The sequence below is a fragment of the Rothia sp. P6271 genome, from assembly GCF_048512995.1.
Lineage (GTDB): Bacteria > Actinomycetota > Actinomycetes > Actinomycetales > Micrococcaceae > Rothia.
In genome coordinates this window covers 45,093-60,730 of the sequence record NZ_JBLXXV010000002.1, presented here as the reverse complement: position 1 = coordinate 60,730, position 15,638 = coordinate 45,093, and the positions used below count along the sequence as shown (strand labels likewise).

The 15,638-nt window shown below is 47.1% G+C and carries 19 protein-coding genes; 3 read left to right on the top strand and 16 right to left on the bottom strand.

Annotated features, from left to right (window positions below; genetic code table 11):
* Nucleotides 1-19 precede the first annotated feature (19 nt).
* From ACN08X_RS02635 to fabF, 3 genes are all read left to right on the top strand, one after another.
* The gene (locus ACN08X_RS02635) at nt 20-1,045 is read left to right on the top strand and encodes a beta-ketoacyl-ACP synthase III (protein WP_419107816.1); all 1,026 of its coding nucleotides are present in this window, start codon (nt 20-22) and stop codon (nt 1,043-1,045) included.
* Nucleotides 1,046-1,162: 117 nt separating this feature from the next.
* Nucleotides 1,163-1,405, top strand: coding sequence for an acyl carrier protein (locus ACN08X_RS02630; protein WP_419107815.1), 243 nt, complete (start codon nt 1,163-1,165; stop codon nt 1,403-1,405).
* Nucleotides 1,406-1,502: 97 nt separating this feature from the next.
* Nucleotides 1,503-2,774: a beta-ketoacyl-ACP synthase II gene (gene fabF, locus ACN08X_RS02625; RefSeq protein WP_419107927.1), complete on the top strand. Its 1,272-nt coding sequence runs from the start codon at nt 1,503-1,505 to the stop codon at nt 2,772-2,774.
* Nucleotides 2,775-2,862: 88 nt separating this feature from the next.
* On the opposite strand, the gene ACN08X_RS02620 is transcribed toward fabF, so the two are convergent.
* The 16 genes from ACN08X_RS02620 to ACN08X_RS02545 form a co-directional block, all read right to left on the bottom strand.
* Complete coding sequence (locus ACN08X_RS02620) at nt 2,863-3,366, bottom strand: DUF3145 family protein (RefSeq protein WP_419105925.1); 504 nt, start codon at nt 3,364-3,366, stop codon at nt 2,863-2,865.
* Between the two features lie 56 nt (nt 3,367-3,422).
* Nucleotides 3,423-4,412, bottom strand: a complete 990-nt coding sequence (locus ACN08X_RS02615; protein WP_419107814.1) for a tyrosine recombinase XerC — start codon at nt 4,410-4,412, stop codon at nt 3,423-3,425.
* A gap of 41 nt (nt 4,413-4,453) precedes the next feature.
* The gene (dprA, locus tag ACN08X_RS02610) at nt 4,454-5,662 is read right to left on the bottom strand and encodes a DNA-processing protein DprA (RefSeq protein WP_419107813.1); all 1,209 of its coding nucleotides are present in this window, start codon (nt 5,660-5,662) and stop codon (nt 4,454-4,456) included.
* A gap of 28 nt (nt 5,663-5,690) precedes the next feature.
* Nucleotides 5,691-7,238, bottom strand: a complete 1,548-nt coding sequence (locus tag ACN08X_RS02605; protein WP_419101381.1) for a YifB family Mg chelatase-like AAA ATPase — start codon at nt 7,236-7,238, stop codon at nt 5,691-5,693.
* Nucleotides 7,238-7,621, bottom strand: coding sequence for a YraN family protein (locus ACN08X_RS02600; RefSeq protein WP_419107812.1), 384 nt, complete (start codon nt 7,619-7,621; stop codon nt 7,238-7,240). Before ACN08X_RS02600 ends, ACN08X_RS02605 begins: the two co-directional genes overlap by 1 nt.
* Nucleotides 7,622-7,810: 189 nt before the next feature.
* A complete protein-coding gene (locus tag ACN08X_RS02595; RefSeq protein ID WP_419101383.1) occupies nt 7,811-8,140 on the bottom strand; it encodes a DUF2469 family protein in 330 nt (109 codons plus the stop codon).
* Complete coding sequence (locus ACN08X_RS02590) at nt 8,137-8,937, bottom strand: ribonuclease HII (protein ID WP_419107811.1); 801 nt, start codon at nt 8,935-8,937, stop codon at nt 8,137-8,139. The genes ACN08X_RS02595 and ACN08X_RS02590 overlap by 4 nt, the downstream gene beginning before the upstream one ends.
* A complete protein-coding gene (gene lepB, locus ACN08X_RS02585) occupies nt 8,934-9,701 on the bottom strand; it encodes a signal peptidase I (protein ID WP_419105932.1) in 768 nt (255 codons plus the stop codon). Before lepB (ACN08X_RS02585) ends, ACN08X_RS02590 begins: the two co-directional genes overlap by 4 nt.
* A gap of 113 nt (nt 9,702-9,814) precedes the next feature.
* Nucleotides 9,815-10,405, bottom strand: a complete 591-nt coding sequence (gene lepB, locus ACN08X_RS02580) for a signal peptidase I (RefSeq protein ID WP_419107926.1) — start codon at nt 10,403-10,405, stop codon at nt 9,815-9,817.
* An 85-nt stretch (nt 10,406-10,490) separates the two neighbouring features.
* Nucleotides 10,491-10,844, bottom strand: coding sequence for a 50S ribosomal protein L19 (gene rplS / locus ACN08X_RS02575; protein WP_419101386.1), 354 nt, complete (start codon nt 10,842-10,844; stop codon nt 10,491-10,493).
* A 251-nt stretch (nt 10,845-11,095) separates the two neighbouring features.
* Nucleotides 11,096-11,854 (bottom strand): tRNA (guanosine(37)-N1)-methyltransferase TrmD, encoded by a 759-nt coding sequence (trmD, locus tag ACN08X_RS02570; protein ID WP_419107810.1) that lies wholly within the window; start codon nt 11,852-11,854, stop codon nt 11,096-11,098.
* Between the two features lies 1 nt (nt 11,855).
* Nucleotides 11,856-12,437, bottom strand: a complete 582-nt coding sequence (rimM, locus tag ACN08X_RS02565) for a ribosome maturation factor RimM (protein ID WP_419101388.1) — start codon at nt 12,435-12,437, stop codon at nt 11,856-11,858.
* Nucleotides 12,438-12,604: 167 nt separating this feature from the next.
* Nucleotides 12,605-12,847, bottom strand: a complete 243-nt coding sequence (locus ACN08X_RS02560) for an RNA-binding protein (protein ID WP_419101389.1) — start codon at nt 12,845-12,847, stop codon at nt 12,605-12,607.
* Between the two features lie 2 nt (nt 12,848-12,849).
* Nucleotides 12,850-13,266, bottom strand: a complete 417-nt coding sequence (gene rpsP, locus ACN08X_RS02555; protein ID WP_419101390.1) for a 30S ribosomal protein S16 — start codon at nt 13,264-13,266, stop codon at nt 12,850-12,852.
* Nucleotides 13,267-13,474: 208 nt separating this feature from the next.
* Entirely contained in the window at nt 13,475-14,659 is a 1,185-nt protein-coding gene (locus ACN08X_RS02550) for an ABC transporter permease (RefSeq protein ID WP_419101391.1), read from the bottom strand.
* The gene (locus ACN08X_RS02545; RefSeq protein ID WP_419107809.1) at nt 14,656-15,582 is read right to left on the bottom strand and encodes an ABC transporter ATP-binding protein; all 927 of its coding nucleotides are present in this window, start codon (nt 15,580-15,582) and stop codon (nt 14,656-14,658) included. Before ACN08X_RS02545 ends, ACN08X_RS02550 begins: the two co-directional genes overlap by 4 nt.
* Between the last annotated feature and the right edge of the window lie 56 nt (nt 15,583-15,638).

Sequence of the window (15,638 nt, the reverse complement as noted above, 5' to 3'; positions counted from 1 at the left end):
CGTAGGTGCAAAAACTTTTATGACAACTCTTAACCAATACCAGCCACAACAATTTTCACGAATTCTTGGCTATGGAGCTTTTCGCCCTGACCTGTCAGTGCCTAATAGTGAGCTAGTTGAAGCCATCGACTCTTCAGATGAATGGATTAAACAGCGCACCGGCATCTGCACACGACAACGAGCAAGTGAATCCATTTCTGTACAAGATATGGCTTGCGGTGCAGCAGCTGATGCTCTTGAGAACTCTCACGTAGAAGGAGAGGAAATTGATGCTGTTATTGTTTCGACAATTTCGCATCCTTACGCGACCCCATCATTAGCTACCCTTGTTGCCGATAGCATTGGGTCAAAAGCCCCCGCCTATGATATTTCAGCTGCTTGTGCAGGATTCTGTTATGGCATTGCTCAGGCTGACTCATTAGTTCGCTCAGGTATGGCAAGGAATGTTCTCGTCGTTGGTGTTGAGAAACTTACCGATTTTATTGATAACACAGACAGGTCTATCTCCTTCCTTCTAGGAGACGGCGCAGGTGCAGCCGTTGTTGGACATAGCGATATTGCCGGAATTGCTCCTACTATTTGGGGTTCAGATGGTTCCCGATGGGGAACTGTAGGGATGACGCATTCTCTTCTAGAGTTACGTAATCGAGATTTCCTTAAAAACCCCGTACAAGAGGGAGAAAAAATTTGGCCAACCCTCCGACAAGACGGCCCTTCTGTATTTAGGTGGGCTGTGTGGGAGATGGCAAAAGTTGCTCAAGAAGCGGTCAAAGCCGCAGGAATTAATCCAGAAGATTTAGGCGCTCTCATTGCTCACCAAGCCAATGAACGTATCCTCGATCAGCTAGCAAAAACTCTTAAACTTCCTGAAAACGTCATTGTTGCTAAGGACATTGTAGAAGCGGGAAATACTTCTGCTGCTTCAGTTCCGTTAGCGGCTCATCGATTACTCAAGGAACGTCCAGAGCTCTCTGGTACATTTGCTTTACAGATTGGTTTTGGAGCAGGCTTAGCATTTGCAGCTCAGGTTGTTGTCCTCCCCTAATCCCCTAGTTTTCGGATGTGCTACGGTGCAGACGATGTTAGTCCCTCCATCAGGGAGAAAAACTGCATTCATGGTTCAATAATCATGATTGCCTACTAATAAGTAAAAGGAGCCACCATGGCTAACATAGAAGAGATCCTTGCAGGTCTTGCAGAAATTGTTAACGAAGAAACCGGTGTTGAGGTTGCTGATGTACAGCGCGAAAAGTCCTTCACTGAAGATCTCGACATCGATTCCATCTCTATGATGACCATCGTTGTCAACGCTGAAGAAAAATTCGGCGTTACTATCCCCGATGAAGAAGTACAGAACCTCGTCACTGTAGGCGACGCTGTTGATTTCATCGCGAACGCAAGCTAACTAGCTCATGTCAAAAGATGGACGCGGTTCCTCCTTGGTTGATGTTCCGCGTCCGTCTTTTTCTATGAACTATCCAATTCTAGAAGAAAGTATGCACATGTCTCGAAAAATCGTGGTCACCGGTTTAGGTGCAACCACTCCCATCGGCGGAGATGTTAGCACCACTTGGAACAACGCCCTTAACGGGGTTTCGGGGATTAAACAACTTGATAAAGATTGGGTAGAACGTTACGAGCTGCCTGTCTATATTGCTGGGCAAGCAGCTACTGCTCCCCTAGATTCAGGCCGCTTGACGAAGGTTGAAGCAAAACGTCAAGATCCCTCTGCACAATTTGCTCTTGTTGCAGCTCGAGAGGCTTGGGAAGACGCAGGTTTTAGCGCAGATAACGCAGAAGATGCTCAGGGACTTACCCCTGAGCGCGTTGGAGTTGCTTTCGGAACTGGAATTGGCGGAGTGTGGACTCTTCTAGATTCTTGGGACACACTCCGAGAAAAAGGCCCTCGTCGGGTGTTGCCGCTTACTGTTCCTATGCTCATGCCTAATAGTTGTGCGGCAGCTGTTTCTATGGCGCTCAATGCGCGTGCAGCAGCACAAACGGTGGTTTCTGCGTGTGCTTCTTCAACTGAAGCGATGAGTCTTGCTGTTGAGATGATTCGTAGTGGAAAAGCTGATGTCGTTATCGCAGGTGGCGCCGAAGCAGCCATTCATCCACTTCCTTTAGCTGCTTTCGCTAAGATGCAGGCCCTGTCAACTCGCAATGATGATCCGGTCTCTGCTTCACGTCCCTATGATGTGGATCGTGATGGTTTTGTCATGAGCGAAGGTGGTGCAGCTTTGATTCTTGAGTCAGAAGAACACGCTCGAGCTCGTGGAGCACGTATTTATGCAGAATTAGCGGGAACGGGTGTTTCTGCTGATTCGTATCATATTACTTCTCCCGATCCGGAAGCTCTCGGAGCAGTCCGTGCATTGAATCAGGCTTTAGCTGACGGCAATATTGATGCTGAACAAGTAGTTCATGTTAATGCTCATGCGACGTCCACCCCTGTAGGAGACGTTCCTGAGTCCTCCGCTTTGCACCAAGTTTTTGGTGACCACACGAAACATATTGCAGTTTCTGCAACAAAATCAATGACCGGTCATCTTCTTGGGGCAGCTGGTGCTTTAGAAGCTGTTTTGACAGTATTAGCTGTTTTTCATCGCAAAGCACCATGCACTATTAATCTTGAGCATCAAGACCCTCAAATTGATTTAGATGTCGTTACGGAAGCACGTGATTTACCAGCTGGAAAGATTACTGCCCTGTCTAATTCTTTCGGTTTTGGTGGGCATAACGCGGTAGTTGCGTTCCGTTCTATTGAAGAATAAAGCCTTGTCCTGATAAAAATACGCCGGTTTTTAGCTTCACCTCATCACAGATAAGAAGCTAAAAGCCGGCGTATTTTTTGAAAAGGAACTATAGGTTAACGTGACGTTCTAACAGGACGGGAGGTTGCCGTTCTAAGTTATTTTCTCGAAGTGGTTCAAGCTCATTATTCCAAGGTTCACCAAGTGCCTGAGAAAAAAGCTGTAAGAGTTCGTGTGGCTCCCCACCACTTTGTTCGTAGATGGAACGTACACGGTCTTCACTCATCAGAAAATTTCCGGCAGTGTCGGTAGGGGCATAGAACGTTCCAAGTTCAGGAGTGTACATCCACCAGCTTGGCAGTTCTTGTTCGTCACCGTAGAAGCTCACTTCAAACCAAATTTTTTTGAGTGGTATCAGAGCTGAGGTGATTTGCGCAGCTCGTTCTTCGGATCCGCTCCATTCCAAGGCGGCACAGTAATATTCAGGTTTTTGGGTTTGTTGTTCCCAGGTGATAGAAGATAAACCGTCGATAAGGTTTTCTAAAGACCATTTTAGGTGTGGTATAGCCGCAGCAGGTACTGCATGGATATAGAGTATTCCCCCACTTGTCATAGGACACTTCCCGTAGACGGCATTTCATTTGGTTACTAGTAGTAGAGTACCTCAGTTTATGAGCGCGGATGCGCTTTTTCATAGATTGCAGTGAGTCTTTCCATCGAGACATGCGTATAAATTTGTGTTGTGGCAAGAGAGCTATGGCCTAGAAGTTCTTGTACTGTGCGAATGTCAGCGCCAGCATCAACCATATGGGTTGCTGCACTATGGCGAAAGACGTGTGCACCACGAGCATTGGTGTTTTCTAAAAGAGCTAAAAGCTGGTTAATACATTCACGTAGTTGTCGAGGATTTGCGCGAGCACCTTGCGGCCCGATAAAAAGGGCTTCTTCGATGGGTGCTTTTGAATTTTTGAGCCATTGTGGACGCCCGTAACGTATCCATTGTTCGATGGCCTCTAGTGCGGGTTTCCCGAAGGGGACAATTCGTTCTTTGTTGCCTTTACCGATGACTCTTAGGGTGCGTTGTGTTCTATCGATACTCGAGAGGTTGATGCTGCATAGTTCGAAAATTCGCAGTCCGCTAGCGTAGAGGAGTTCAATAACAGCGCAGGTTCTTAGCGCGTGTGGGTCGTGTGGGTTTTGGGTAAGTCGTTCTTCCAGCTCTCTAAAGAGCGTTTGAAGGTGTTCTTTGGTGAGGACGGTAGGTAGTCGGTGTTCTTTTTTGGCGGTTGCTATTGCTAGCGTCGGGTTTTGGTGGATGTAGTTTTCTTCTTTAGCCCATGAGAAGAAAACTCTTAGGGTGGAGAGCCTTCGTGCGGTAGAGTTGCGGGACTGGCTGCGTTCGTGTTGGTGAGAGAGCCACGCACGTAGGAAGCTGAGGTCAACGTCGTTAATGTTGTGTAGGCGTTGTTCTTGGGCGTAGGTGAAGAATGCTTTGAGGTCGCTACGGTAGGAGTTGATGGTGTTTTCGGAACGAAATTTTTCGTAGCGTAAGTATCGTGTGAAGTTCTCGATCAGTTGTGAGAAGATTTGTTCTTCTAAATGTGTGGATGGTTCCAGGCGTAGGGTATCTTCCGTTTCTATGGGTTTGGTGTTCTCCATGTACGGTGTTTTCCTTTTCTGTTGGCTCTCTTCTGTTGATTCTACCGTTTCTTTTTATGCCAGAGATGATTGGTGTTTTCGACGAGTTGGTGGTGGCTAAGGTATCCGAGCGCACTCATAATATTTCGTGGGTTAGTTCCAATGAGCATACTAATTTTTTCGATGCTTATGCCTTGTTGTAATGGTAGTACGTCCCAGATGCGTTGGTGTAATTCTGTTAGTAGAGGTTCTTTTGCTAGGTGTTGTATGTTTTCGGTGTTTGATGTGGCGGAGAAATTTTCTAGGTGTAAGTCTTCGATAACTTCTTGGGCGCAGGTGATAGGTTGTGCGAGTCCCTCACGTAGTAGTTTGTGGCATCCTTGTGAGGTCGGACTAAAGATTGATCCGGGTACGGCTCGCAGTTCTCGGCCTAGTTCGAGGGCGTGGTGTGCGGTGTTTAGCGCGCCTGAACGCCAGCGTGCTTCGATGATGATGGTGAGTTCGCTGAGGGCAGCGATGATGCGGTTTCTTTGGAGAAACCGCCATCGTGTTGGTGGCGTTCCCAAAGATACTTCGCTCAGGAGTAGCCCTCGGTTAATGATGTGTTCGTGTAGTTGTTGATGTTGTTTCGGGTAGGGTCGGTCTACTCCGCAGGCCATCAGCGCAATGGTTGGCAGGTTACTGAGCGAAGCTTCTAACGCTTTGTTGTGTGCGATAGCGTCTATTCCTAAGGCTCCCCCAGAGATAATGGGTGTTTTTGTTGCTACGAGGTCTTGAACGATATGGTTAGTTGCGCTGTGCCCGTATTGGGTCGGTTCGCGGGAACCAACAACAGAGATGGCGGGTATATGCCGTAGTTCTTGTAGGCGTTTTCGTTCGCCTCGTCCCCATATAGCGTAGGGTCGTGAGCTGCCGAGGTCGTTGAGCGTTTCAGGCCAGTCCTCGTCTTCAGGTGTACAAATCCAGCTGTTGAGGCTTTGTGCTGAACGGTGTTCTTGTTCGGGGCTAAGAGTTTCGGCTCGTTGAGACCAGCGCTGAATTCTTTCTTGTAATGCTAGGTATGTTTCTTCGGAGCTTTTGTGGAGTGTTTCGCTCATCGATGAGTGGCTTTGGGACAGAGCTTTTTGCCATTCTTTAAACTTTAGTGGTGTTTTACGGCTGAGAATGCATGCGGTTTGAGGTGCTCCTAGAATCTCGATGGCGTGGTGAATATATGGGTCTTGTGGCTCTGCGATACGTAAAATTTGGGCGTAAGCGTGGTGATGTTCCATGGATATTTTTCTTGGTTGAGTGTTTTTCTTAGGTGGTGAAGGGTTCTTGGCTGAGGTGTCGGAAATATAGTGCGGTATCGATGTGCTCTGTTGTGGGACTGGTGGCTCCGTCGAGATCTGCTAAGGTCCATGCTGTTCTAAGGATTCGGTCGTATCCGCGAGCGCTGAGGTTTCCTTGATCCATGGCGTGGTTGAGTCCGGTAGTGAGTCGGGTGTCGAGTTTGAAAGTGTCGCGGAGCAGTTGTCCGTTCATGTCGGCGTTGGTGAGTAGCCCATAAGGTGATAGGCGTTCTTTTTGGAGGTTGCGTGCTTGCTGGACTCGTTGGGAGATAGTTGCACTATTTTCAGGTTTTTGGTGGTGTACTAGTTCCCGAGAGAGGATTTTAGGGATGGTGATGTGTATGTCGATGCGGTCAAGTAGTGGCCCAGAGAGTTTTCCGAAGTAATTTCTGCGTTCTTTAGAGGTGCATCTGCAGTCTAGACCTTGTCCAATGTTGTTTCCGCAAGGGCAAGGGTTTGCGGCGAGGATGAGTTGGAAACGTGCAGGGTAGGTTGCGGTTGCGGTTGCTCGGTGGAGGGTGATGTGTCCGGATTCTAGTGGTTGTCGAAGTGAGTCGAGTACCGTTCTTTTAAATTCTGGTGTTTCGTCAAGAAAGAGCACTCCCCTGTGTGCTTTAGAGATGCTTCCGGGGCGTGGTATTCCTGAGCCTCCGCCGAGTATGGATGCGGTGGAGGCGCTGTGGTGTGGGGCTTGGAAAGGTGGTGTTCGGATGAGTTCTTGGCAGGGTTTTTCTCCCATGTCTAAGGAGTGTATGGCGGTTACTTCCATAGCGCTGACATCATCTAGTGGCGGTAAAATGCTCGTTATCCGTTCAGCAAGCATTGTTTTGCCGGAGCCTGGCGGTCCTTTGAGCAGTAGGTGATGTCCACCTGCAGCTGCGATTTCTAAGGCAAGGCGGCCTTCTGTTTGTCCTGCGATATCTGCCATATCTGCGGTGAGTTGAGGTGTTGCGGTTGTGTTGTGGTGTTCTTTAGGTGGCGTTTGTGCCGATTCTTTGAGTGTTGTGGGGTCTGCCCCGAGGAAAGTAAGAACTTGGGCGAGGGAACGGCATGCTGTGATGTGAGCGCCGGGGATTAGCTGAGCTTCTTGGGCGTTTTCTTCGGGGACTACGATATGAGAGAATCCTGCTTCTATTGCGGCTTTAACAGATGGGAGTACCCCCGGTATCCTTCGTACGCTACCGTCGAGTCCGAGTTCCCCGAGGAATACGGTATTGGAGCTGCTACGTATTTTTTGGTCTGCGGTTAAGGCTGCTACTGCCATAGCTAGGTCGAAGGCTGATCCGCGTTTAGGTAAAGTTGCGGGGCTAAGATTTACTGTGATTTTTCGTTGGGCTAGTGACATCCCAGAGTTTTTGACGGCGGAGCGTATTCTGTCTTTAGCTTCGCTCAAAGAGGTGTCAGGTAAGCCTAAAAGGATGAAAGATGGTAGTGCTTGAGAGATATCAGCTTCAACTTCGATGATATGTCCGTTGATTCCTACTAATGCTACAGAATAGGTTTTTGCGTATGCCATTAGCTCACCTTTTTGAGGTGCTCAAAGGTGAAATGTTCTGGTGTGCCGGTAATAGCGATAGCGTCTAATTGGATATGTGTGAAGTCGTGTACGTCGTGTGTAGCGCACCAATAATAGGCTAGTTGTTTGAGCTTTTTTGTTTTGCCGTGGTGAATCGCGGTGAAGGGGTGTCCGTAGTTTTCTGTGCTGCGGGTTTTTACTTCGAGAAAGATAAGGTTTGCGTCGGTGTCGAGTAAAACAGCGTCGATTTCTCCACGTAGTTTAGGTTCTCCGGGGAGGGGCTGTGGTCGCCAGTTTTGTTCAAGGATGGTGTAGCCTTGGCTGGTGAGTATCTCAACGGCGAGATGCTCGCCCCATCTTCCAGTTTCGAGGTGCTGTGCCATAAAGAATCTGGTGTCCGTTCATTGCCAGTAACATTTTCTTGGTTACTAGCATGCGACAGTAGATACTTTTGGAGTATGGAGAAAAAGATTCTGGGGATAAAAGTGGACGTTGAGAAGAATAGAGGATGTTCTCCACAGTCATATGGTGGGTGGGTTTATTGTCCGCAGTTTTAAACCAGGTTCGAGGGACTATCCTTCACCAAATCCAGGAATTTGCGGAACAACAAGTTCGGCGTCGGCAAGACGCTCTTCAACATTCACATCTTTAAAAGAATAGACGTGTACGTTTTTGACAAAACGTGAAGCACGAAAGAAATCCCATACCCATACGTCGTTCATCATCACCTCAAAGTAGACGCTTCCCTGTTGTATATGTGGGGTAACTTCCACACTATTAGCTAGATAGAAACGCCGATCGGTCTCTACCACATAGCGGAAAAGTTCATAAACCTTCTGGTATTCCTCATATAAGGCCAGTTGTGCCTGAGTTTCGTATTTTTCAAGATCTTCTGCACTCATGATGTTTCTACCATTCGTTGAATATATGCGTCTTTGAGTTGTTGCGGTTCAAGACCCAAATTCCAGCTAAGCCGGTGATGGGCGCTTGCCCCATACATTGCTAATGCTTCGCGGTGAGCTTTTGAACCATACCCTTTGTTTTTCTCCCAACCATAGGAGGGATTCTCTGCCGCTAAATTTTCCATCAGACGGTCACGATGGACTTTAGCTACGACCGATGCAGCTGCAATACACGCGCAACGGTAGTCACCTTTTACAATCGTTGTGACCGGTATGTCCCACGGTTGGTGTCGAGGATATTTTGAAGAGGCTTGTTCTTTCCACGTCTCATGAGCAAGCTCTTGGTATAGTTTTTGCGCTTCATCTAATTCGCTCAGCAAATCGGGAGTATTCGGGCTGAACCAGTTATGAGAACCATCTAAGAGAATCCTCTCAGGAAAAGAGGTAATACGCTGGTCTAGAAGAGCTTGAGATAAAGCTCGTTGACCAGCTAAACGTAAGGCCAACGTCATACCCAGTGCATCAATCTCTTGAGCTGAAGAATATCCAAGACCAGTAGCACACCAATCTTTGATGAGAGGGACGAGAGCTTCTCTCCTTTTGGCGCTGAGCGCTTTGGAGTCGGTGAGCCCTTCTACCATATGTTGCTGTTGGGCGGTAAGAATTGAGACTCCAACACCTATAGGCCCAGCTAAAGAGCCTCTGCCGACTTCATCCATGCCTACGATGAGTTGAACACCTTGAGAGAAATATTCTTGTTCAATCTCGAGTGAGGCAGTATGCGAGATAGCGTTCACTTCTCTGAAGCTTTATTTCTGGGAACGTCTGCGAAGACATCATGCGCTCCACCAATAAATTGGAAACGGTTAAGCGGCCATGCACGTACAAAGACTTTACCTTCAACATCGCTATCACTAATAAATTCGTGCCCGTCTTCGATATGGTATCGAGAATCGGCTGAATTATTACGGTGGTCTCCTAACACAAAATAGGAGTTTTCAGGGACGATTACGTCAAAAGGAATCTCAGAGGGCTTCGCACCTGGGTAGAGGTATGTTTCGTCAATAGCTACACCGTTGACCATGATTCGGCCGTTTGCAGAACAACAGACAACGTGGTCTCCTCCAACACCAATGACACGTTTAACAAGGTACTTATCAGAGCTGTCGGGGAGGATACCGACGAAGGCTAGAGCAGAAGCGACGGGGTTAGAACGGTGAGGAGAAGAATCAATCCAACCTTGAGTATCTTTAAAGACGATAATGTCTCCACGTTCAGCTTGGCTAAACATTGAACCAGCAACATTAACAAAGACACGATCGTTAACTTCGAGGGTGTTTTCCATCGAACCAGAAGGAATGTAGAACCCACGAATAACGAAGGTTTTGAGGATGAACGCAATGACCAACGCATAGAGTATGACGATACCAAATTCTTTAACTTGCCCAAGGAATCCGGTCTGCTCTGCAGGCGGGACGTCTTGATGTAAGAACGTTGCGTCTACAACATCCTCTGCGGTGTTTAGTGTTTGAGGTTCTTCATGTTCTGGAGACTGAGACATACCGTTCTTTCTGCCTTCTATAAGATTATTAAAATTAAGGATACGGGAAAACACTTGAGCAATAGGCCCATATTGAGAAGGATATTTACTGAAAATCCGCTGTATATATTGGGTTAATGAGTTGCTATGTGTTCAAGAGCTCCAAAATGTTGTAGGGGAAGAATACGGTAAATGGGTTTACCGATAATTTTTTCTTCACGAATCATCCCCCCGCCCGGTGCAGCTAACAAAGCACGAGAATCTTCTGATACTGAACGGTGATCTCCCATCACCCAGATACGCCCTGGCGGCACAATAACATCAAAGTTGACGGTGGAAGGGTCATCTCCGGGAAAAAGATAGGGTTCTTCAAGTTCTTGACCGTTAAGCAACAAAGTACCCGTATCTGAACAACAAGTTATTCTATCTCCGGCAACGCCGATAACACGTTTAACATAAATCGTTTGAGAACTTTTCAGCCCCACCCATTGCCCTAAAGTTCCTAGCGGGTCATGTAGCCAGGGGTTGGTACTTCGATAGGGGTCAAAAGAGCCTGTTCCGTCAAAGACAACAAGGTCTCCTCGTTGTGCTTGGGTATCTAATCTGCTGACAAGGATACGGTCACCGGTATTTAGTGTTGGTTCCATCGACGCTGAAGGTATATAAAAAACATCAACGAGGAAGCTCCTTATCAGGATGACGCACAGAAGAGCTAACGAAAAAATAACAGCGAACAGGCGCCTCCACCCGTAGCGGATGGGGCGCCTGTTCGTTGGTTGTGACCTTAAAATGTGGTCCATCCGTGAAAGATTACGCGGTCTTCTCGCGCTTTTCGCGGATACGTGCAGCTTTACCGTGGCGATCACGCATGTAGTAGAGCTTTGCACGGCGAACGTCACCGCGGGTAACAACCTCAATTTTGTCAATAACCGGGGAGTGTACTGGGAAGGTACGCTCAACACCAACACCGAAGGATACTTTACGGACGGTGAAGGTTTCGCGAACGCCAGCACCCTGACGGCCTACAACGAATCCCTTGAAAACCTGAACACGAGAACGGTTACCTTCAACGATGTTAACGTGAACGTTGAGGGTATCGCCAGGACCGAATTCGGGGATGTCGTTACGAAGTGACTTGTTGTCAATGAAGTCAAGAGTCTGCATTGAGTTCTCCATGAGCTACCAGCCGTAGGTCTAATAGTCTCGTGATACTTCTGCCTACTATCTCTATGTGGCAGAATTCCAAAATACGTAGACCCCGCTGGGTGGTGTCTACGGTTCATTTTGTTATGGTCGCTCATCCCCCTACGGCAGGGGCGTACCCAAAATGAACACAAGAAATAATTATGACATAAATACGGCTCTGCGACCAGAACTTTAGAGGATTAACATATCAAGAGCTCATAAAAGATTTTTTAGTTTTGCTCTCGTAACTCTTGGAGTAAGGATAAATCCTGTGTATCTAATTGTTCTTCGGACAACGACTCAATCATGTCATATCGGCGGGTAAATGTCCGTCGAAGCTGTTCATCACGACGCCATCGGGCGATAGCAGCATGGTTGCCAGATAATAAGATGTCTGGAATATGATGCCCACGCCATTGAGACGGTTTCGTGTAGACGGGGTATTCTAACAATCCTCCCGTATGTGATTCTTCTTCTAAGGATTGGGGGTTTCCCATCGCGCCAGGAAGTAAACGCGTAATCGCTTCAATCATCGTAAGGACGGCAACTTCTCCCCCGTAAAGAACGTAGTCTCCTAACGATACAGGCATCACCTCAAAAGAGATTTCTGCCCATTCAAAGACTCTCTCGTCGATACCCTCATATCGAGCTGGCGCGAAGACAAGGTGTTCGCGTTCTGAAAGTTCTTCAGCTAAACGCTGGTTAAAAACTACTCCAGCTGGGGAGGGCACTAACAGCAGAGGACGTTCTTGAGAAGTTTTTGTCGTCAAAACTTCTTCTAGGGCTAAAGCCCACGGTTCTGCTTTCATCACCATTCCTGCGCCACCACCATAGGGGGTGTCATCTACCGTTTTATGACGGTCAAACGCATAGTCGCGAAGGTGATGAATGCGGATATCGACAATTCCTTGTTCTTGAGCTTTACCTAGCAGCGATAGCCGTAGAGGTTCAAGATATTCAGGGAAAATAGTGACAACATCATAGCGCATTCTATTGTTCCTCTGATTCTTCGCTACCTAGAGTTAAAAGCCCCTCTGGCGGGTCAATGAGGACGAAGCCTTCTTGTGTATCTACTTCAGGAACAATTTGTTCCACAAAAGGAATCATGGCTTCTTCCCCATGATGCAAACGAACTAAGAGTAAATCTTGAGCAGGCATTGTTTGTAATCCAATAACTGTACCGATTCCTTCACCTTCGGGAAGTTCTCCTTCGGGAACATCATGGTACAAATAGACCGGAAGATCTACTAAATCGTGTTCGTAGTATCCTTCAGAAGACTCTGCTTCAGAAGCGTCGAACGTCAATCGTGTGTTTCGTAGAGTTTCAGCCTGGTTACGTGATGTGACTTCTTCAAACCGAACCACCAGAATTTTTTTGTTCCATCGGCTGTGAGCTACGGTTAAAACACCGTTGGGGGCAATAGCACCAACGGGAGTTTCAGGCTGATAATTTTCAATGTTTAGCTGTTCTCCGCAGGCAAAACGTTCTTGAGGAGAATCAGTAAAAAGTTCGACGGTCACTTCTCCACGAATACCGTGTGGTTTACCGATACGCGCAACTAAAATCTGCATGAGGTTCTCCTCGCATTATCTTTCAATAGCAGTAAAAATATTAGGTGTTAGTTCTTCTGTGGGTTCTAGTTTATCGTGTTTGGGTAATAACGGGATAAGGCAAAGGAGTCCCAAGCCTGATTCAGGCTTGGGACTCCCCCGATAAACATGCTTTGTTTATAAAATTTTTAGCGTTGGCGATCAGTATCGACGACGTCTACACGAATGTGGTCGCCGTCGTTGATTGCGTCAATAACGGTGCGAATATTATTCGCGGTGCGTCCTTGACGCCCAATCACACGACCTAAATCTTCAGGGTTAACCCGAACTTCTAGGAAGTCACCACGACGACCGCTACGAGAACGAACTTGAACGTCGTCGGGGTTGCTGACTATTCCTCGAACGAGGTGCTCAAGGGCATCGGCCAACATAATTACTCAGCTGCTTCCTCAGTAGCTTCTTCAGCTACCTGAGCTTCTTCTTCCTTAGCTTCAGCCTTAGGGGTGATAGCTTCAGGAAGAATAACGGAGCCCTTTTCAGGGACAACGAACTCAGGCTTAGCTTCTACAGGCTTTACAGCAGATTCTGCTTTTTCACCCTTGAATGCTGCCAAGTCACCGGTGAGTTTGAGCAATGCGCGTACCTGCTCGGTTGGCTGTGCGCCAACAGATAGCCAGTACTGAGCACGCTCAGAGTCAATCTGGATAAGGGAAGGGGTCTCGGTCGGATGGTATAGACCGATTTCTTCAATCGCACGACCGTCACGTTTAGTGCGTGAGTCCATAACGACAACACGGTAACGAGGATCGCGGATTTTACCCATACGCTTCAGACGAATTTTAACAGCCACTGTAGTGGACTCTCCTGTTTCTTTGTTTCAGGCGAAATCGTATTTCTGCTCCGGTGGGGCCGGCCATCCATACAATCTCTAAAATGAACACAATATGATGCGGTGAGAGGCCCGCACCTATCGGGTACCTGTGCAAGTATGCCAGAGCTGTGAACGTTAATCCAGAACTTCGCAGGTATTTTCACGATGTTATTGATAAAGTCACAGACTATTTCTGTTCTTTTTTCAAAAGAACTTGCTTCCACGTAGCGGCACTACCCGAACGCATCACCTGATGACGATAAATCTTGGCACCCCATAAGGTCATGCCCCACGTCGCTATCAGAGCAAATACCAGAGACAGCACTGGTTCCCAGAAAAAGACATCTTCTCGCAACATCCTCATGGGCATTGCAATAGAAGACGCAATAGGAATATATGAGACAACGGTTAGGACAGCCCCCGAAGAGTAAATACCAGCAAAAAACGCAGCCATCAGAACAATGGTCAAAGGGGAAGCTAAGGAACCGATATCTTCAACGCGTGAAGACATGGCACCAACAGCAGCCCAGATAGTTGCAACTGCCGCAAAACCAACCACATAGAACACCGCGAACCAACCGGCAGACGGAAGAATCCACGCATATTCTTGGGCAAGGTTAAAGACATTCAGACCCGTTAGAGCAACAACTCCGTAGAGCAGCATTTGCCCAATTGCGAGAATCACGTTACCAAGAACTTTTCCTGCCAAAAGTTGAGAAATCGGAATAGCGGTAGCAATAATCTCAACAATACGATTTTGTTTTTCCTCAACCACGCTCATAGCAATCAGCTGACCAAAAATGAGCGATGACATGTAGAAAATCAGGGCAAAAATAACACCAACCAACAAGGCAATACCACGATTATCAGAGTCCTTAAGCATGGAGACTTTCAGCGATGTCCCCTGCTGCAACTCTTGCCAAGAGACACCGGCTTGAGCAGCATTCTGTTCTATTTGTTGCGTGAAGATAGTATCTTCAAGAACACGTGTCAACGTATTCTGTGAAGAATCCTTATAAACCAATTCCCAGCCCTGTTCGGAAGAGAGTTCTTTAAGGTATGCATCTACATCATCTTCTTCTAGCGCATGCTGAGCTGACTGTTCAGAGTCAAATAGCTGAACGTCTAAAGAATCATCAGGGTCTTGGTCCTGAAGAATTTTCGTAGAACTTTCCACTAAATGTTGAGCTTTTTGGTTAGTCACAGCAACGGTATAGTGAGTATTTTTCTGCCCTAACCATATGTTAAACCCCATGCTGAGGACAATAATTACGACAGAAAAAAGCGTGCTGAAGATAAAAGTTTTATCTCGAAGCTTTGTGTTGATTTCACGTACCATGACGATACGCCAAGGTGCAGGTGCTTGATTCATTGTGCTGTCACTCCTCGATAGATATCTCCTAATGTTGGTAGTACGCGCGAGAACTCCGTCATCCCCTGATCAACGGCATAGCGAAGCAGTTCAGGTCGAACCTGTTCGATAGGGTGTACGAATTCTAAAAGCGCCTGAGTTCCTTGGAAGTCAAGCACACGTATCCCCTCATAGCTTCGAAGCCAGCCCAAATCTGTTGTTGACTGCATCCTAAAGTGTTGAGGCGACTCCTCACGAAGTTGCTGAGCATTCCCCGCCGCACAAATAATGCCTTGGTGCAAAATCACAACTTCTTCACATAACCGGTCGATCAAATCCAACTGATGTGATGAGAACATCACAGGAACACCAGAGCGAGCAATCTTGTATAACAGTTGAACCATGTTCTCAATACCTTGGGGGTCAAGACCAGAAAACGGCTCATCGAGAATTAAAGCCTTCGGTCGATGCAAAATAGATGCAATAATCTGAACGCGCTGTTGATTACCTAAAGACAAAGATTCTAATTTGCTGTTCAGGTGTTCACCTAAACCCATGAACTCAAGGTAATCGGTAGCTTCACTTTTTGCGGTACTAACATCCATTCCATGCAACTGCCCCAAATACACTAGCTGAGACAGAAGAGGCTGTTTAGGGTATAGGCCTCGTTCTTCTGGCATGTAACCAAACGTTTTACGATGTTGGCTGGTAATCTTCTCACCGCAATACAGAATTTCACCCTGACAAGGCTCTAAAAGCCCCATGATGATACGCATTGTTGTTGTTTTACCAGAGCCATTTGCTCCCAAGAACCCCGTAAGAACACCAGCATTAACGGTGAAGTTAATGTCCTCTAGAATTTTTTTCTCTCCAAAGCTTTTACTTACATGAGAAATTTCAAGAGAACCATGAGGCGGTTTATGAGTGTCTACATGTTCGACCATAGTGACCCTTTCGTTGTGTCACCCCTACCGGTGGTCAGGGATGGCACCGTTATTAT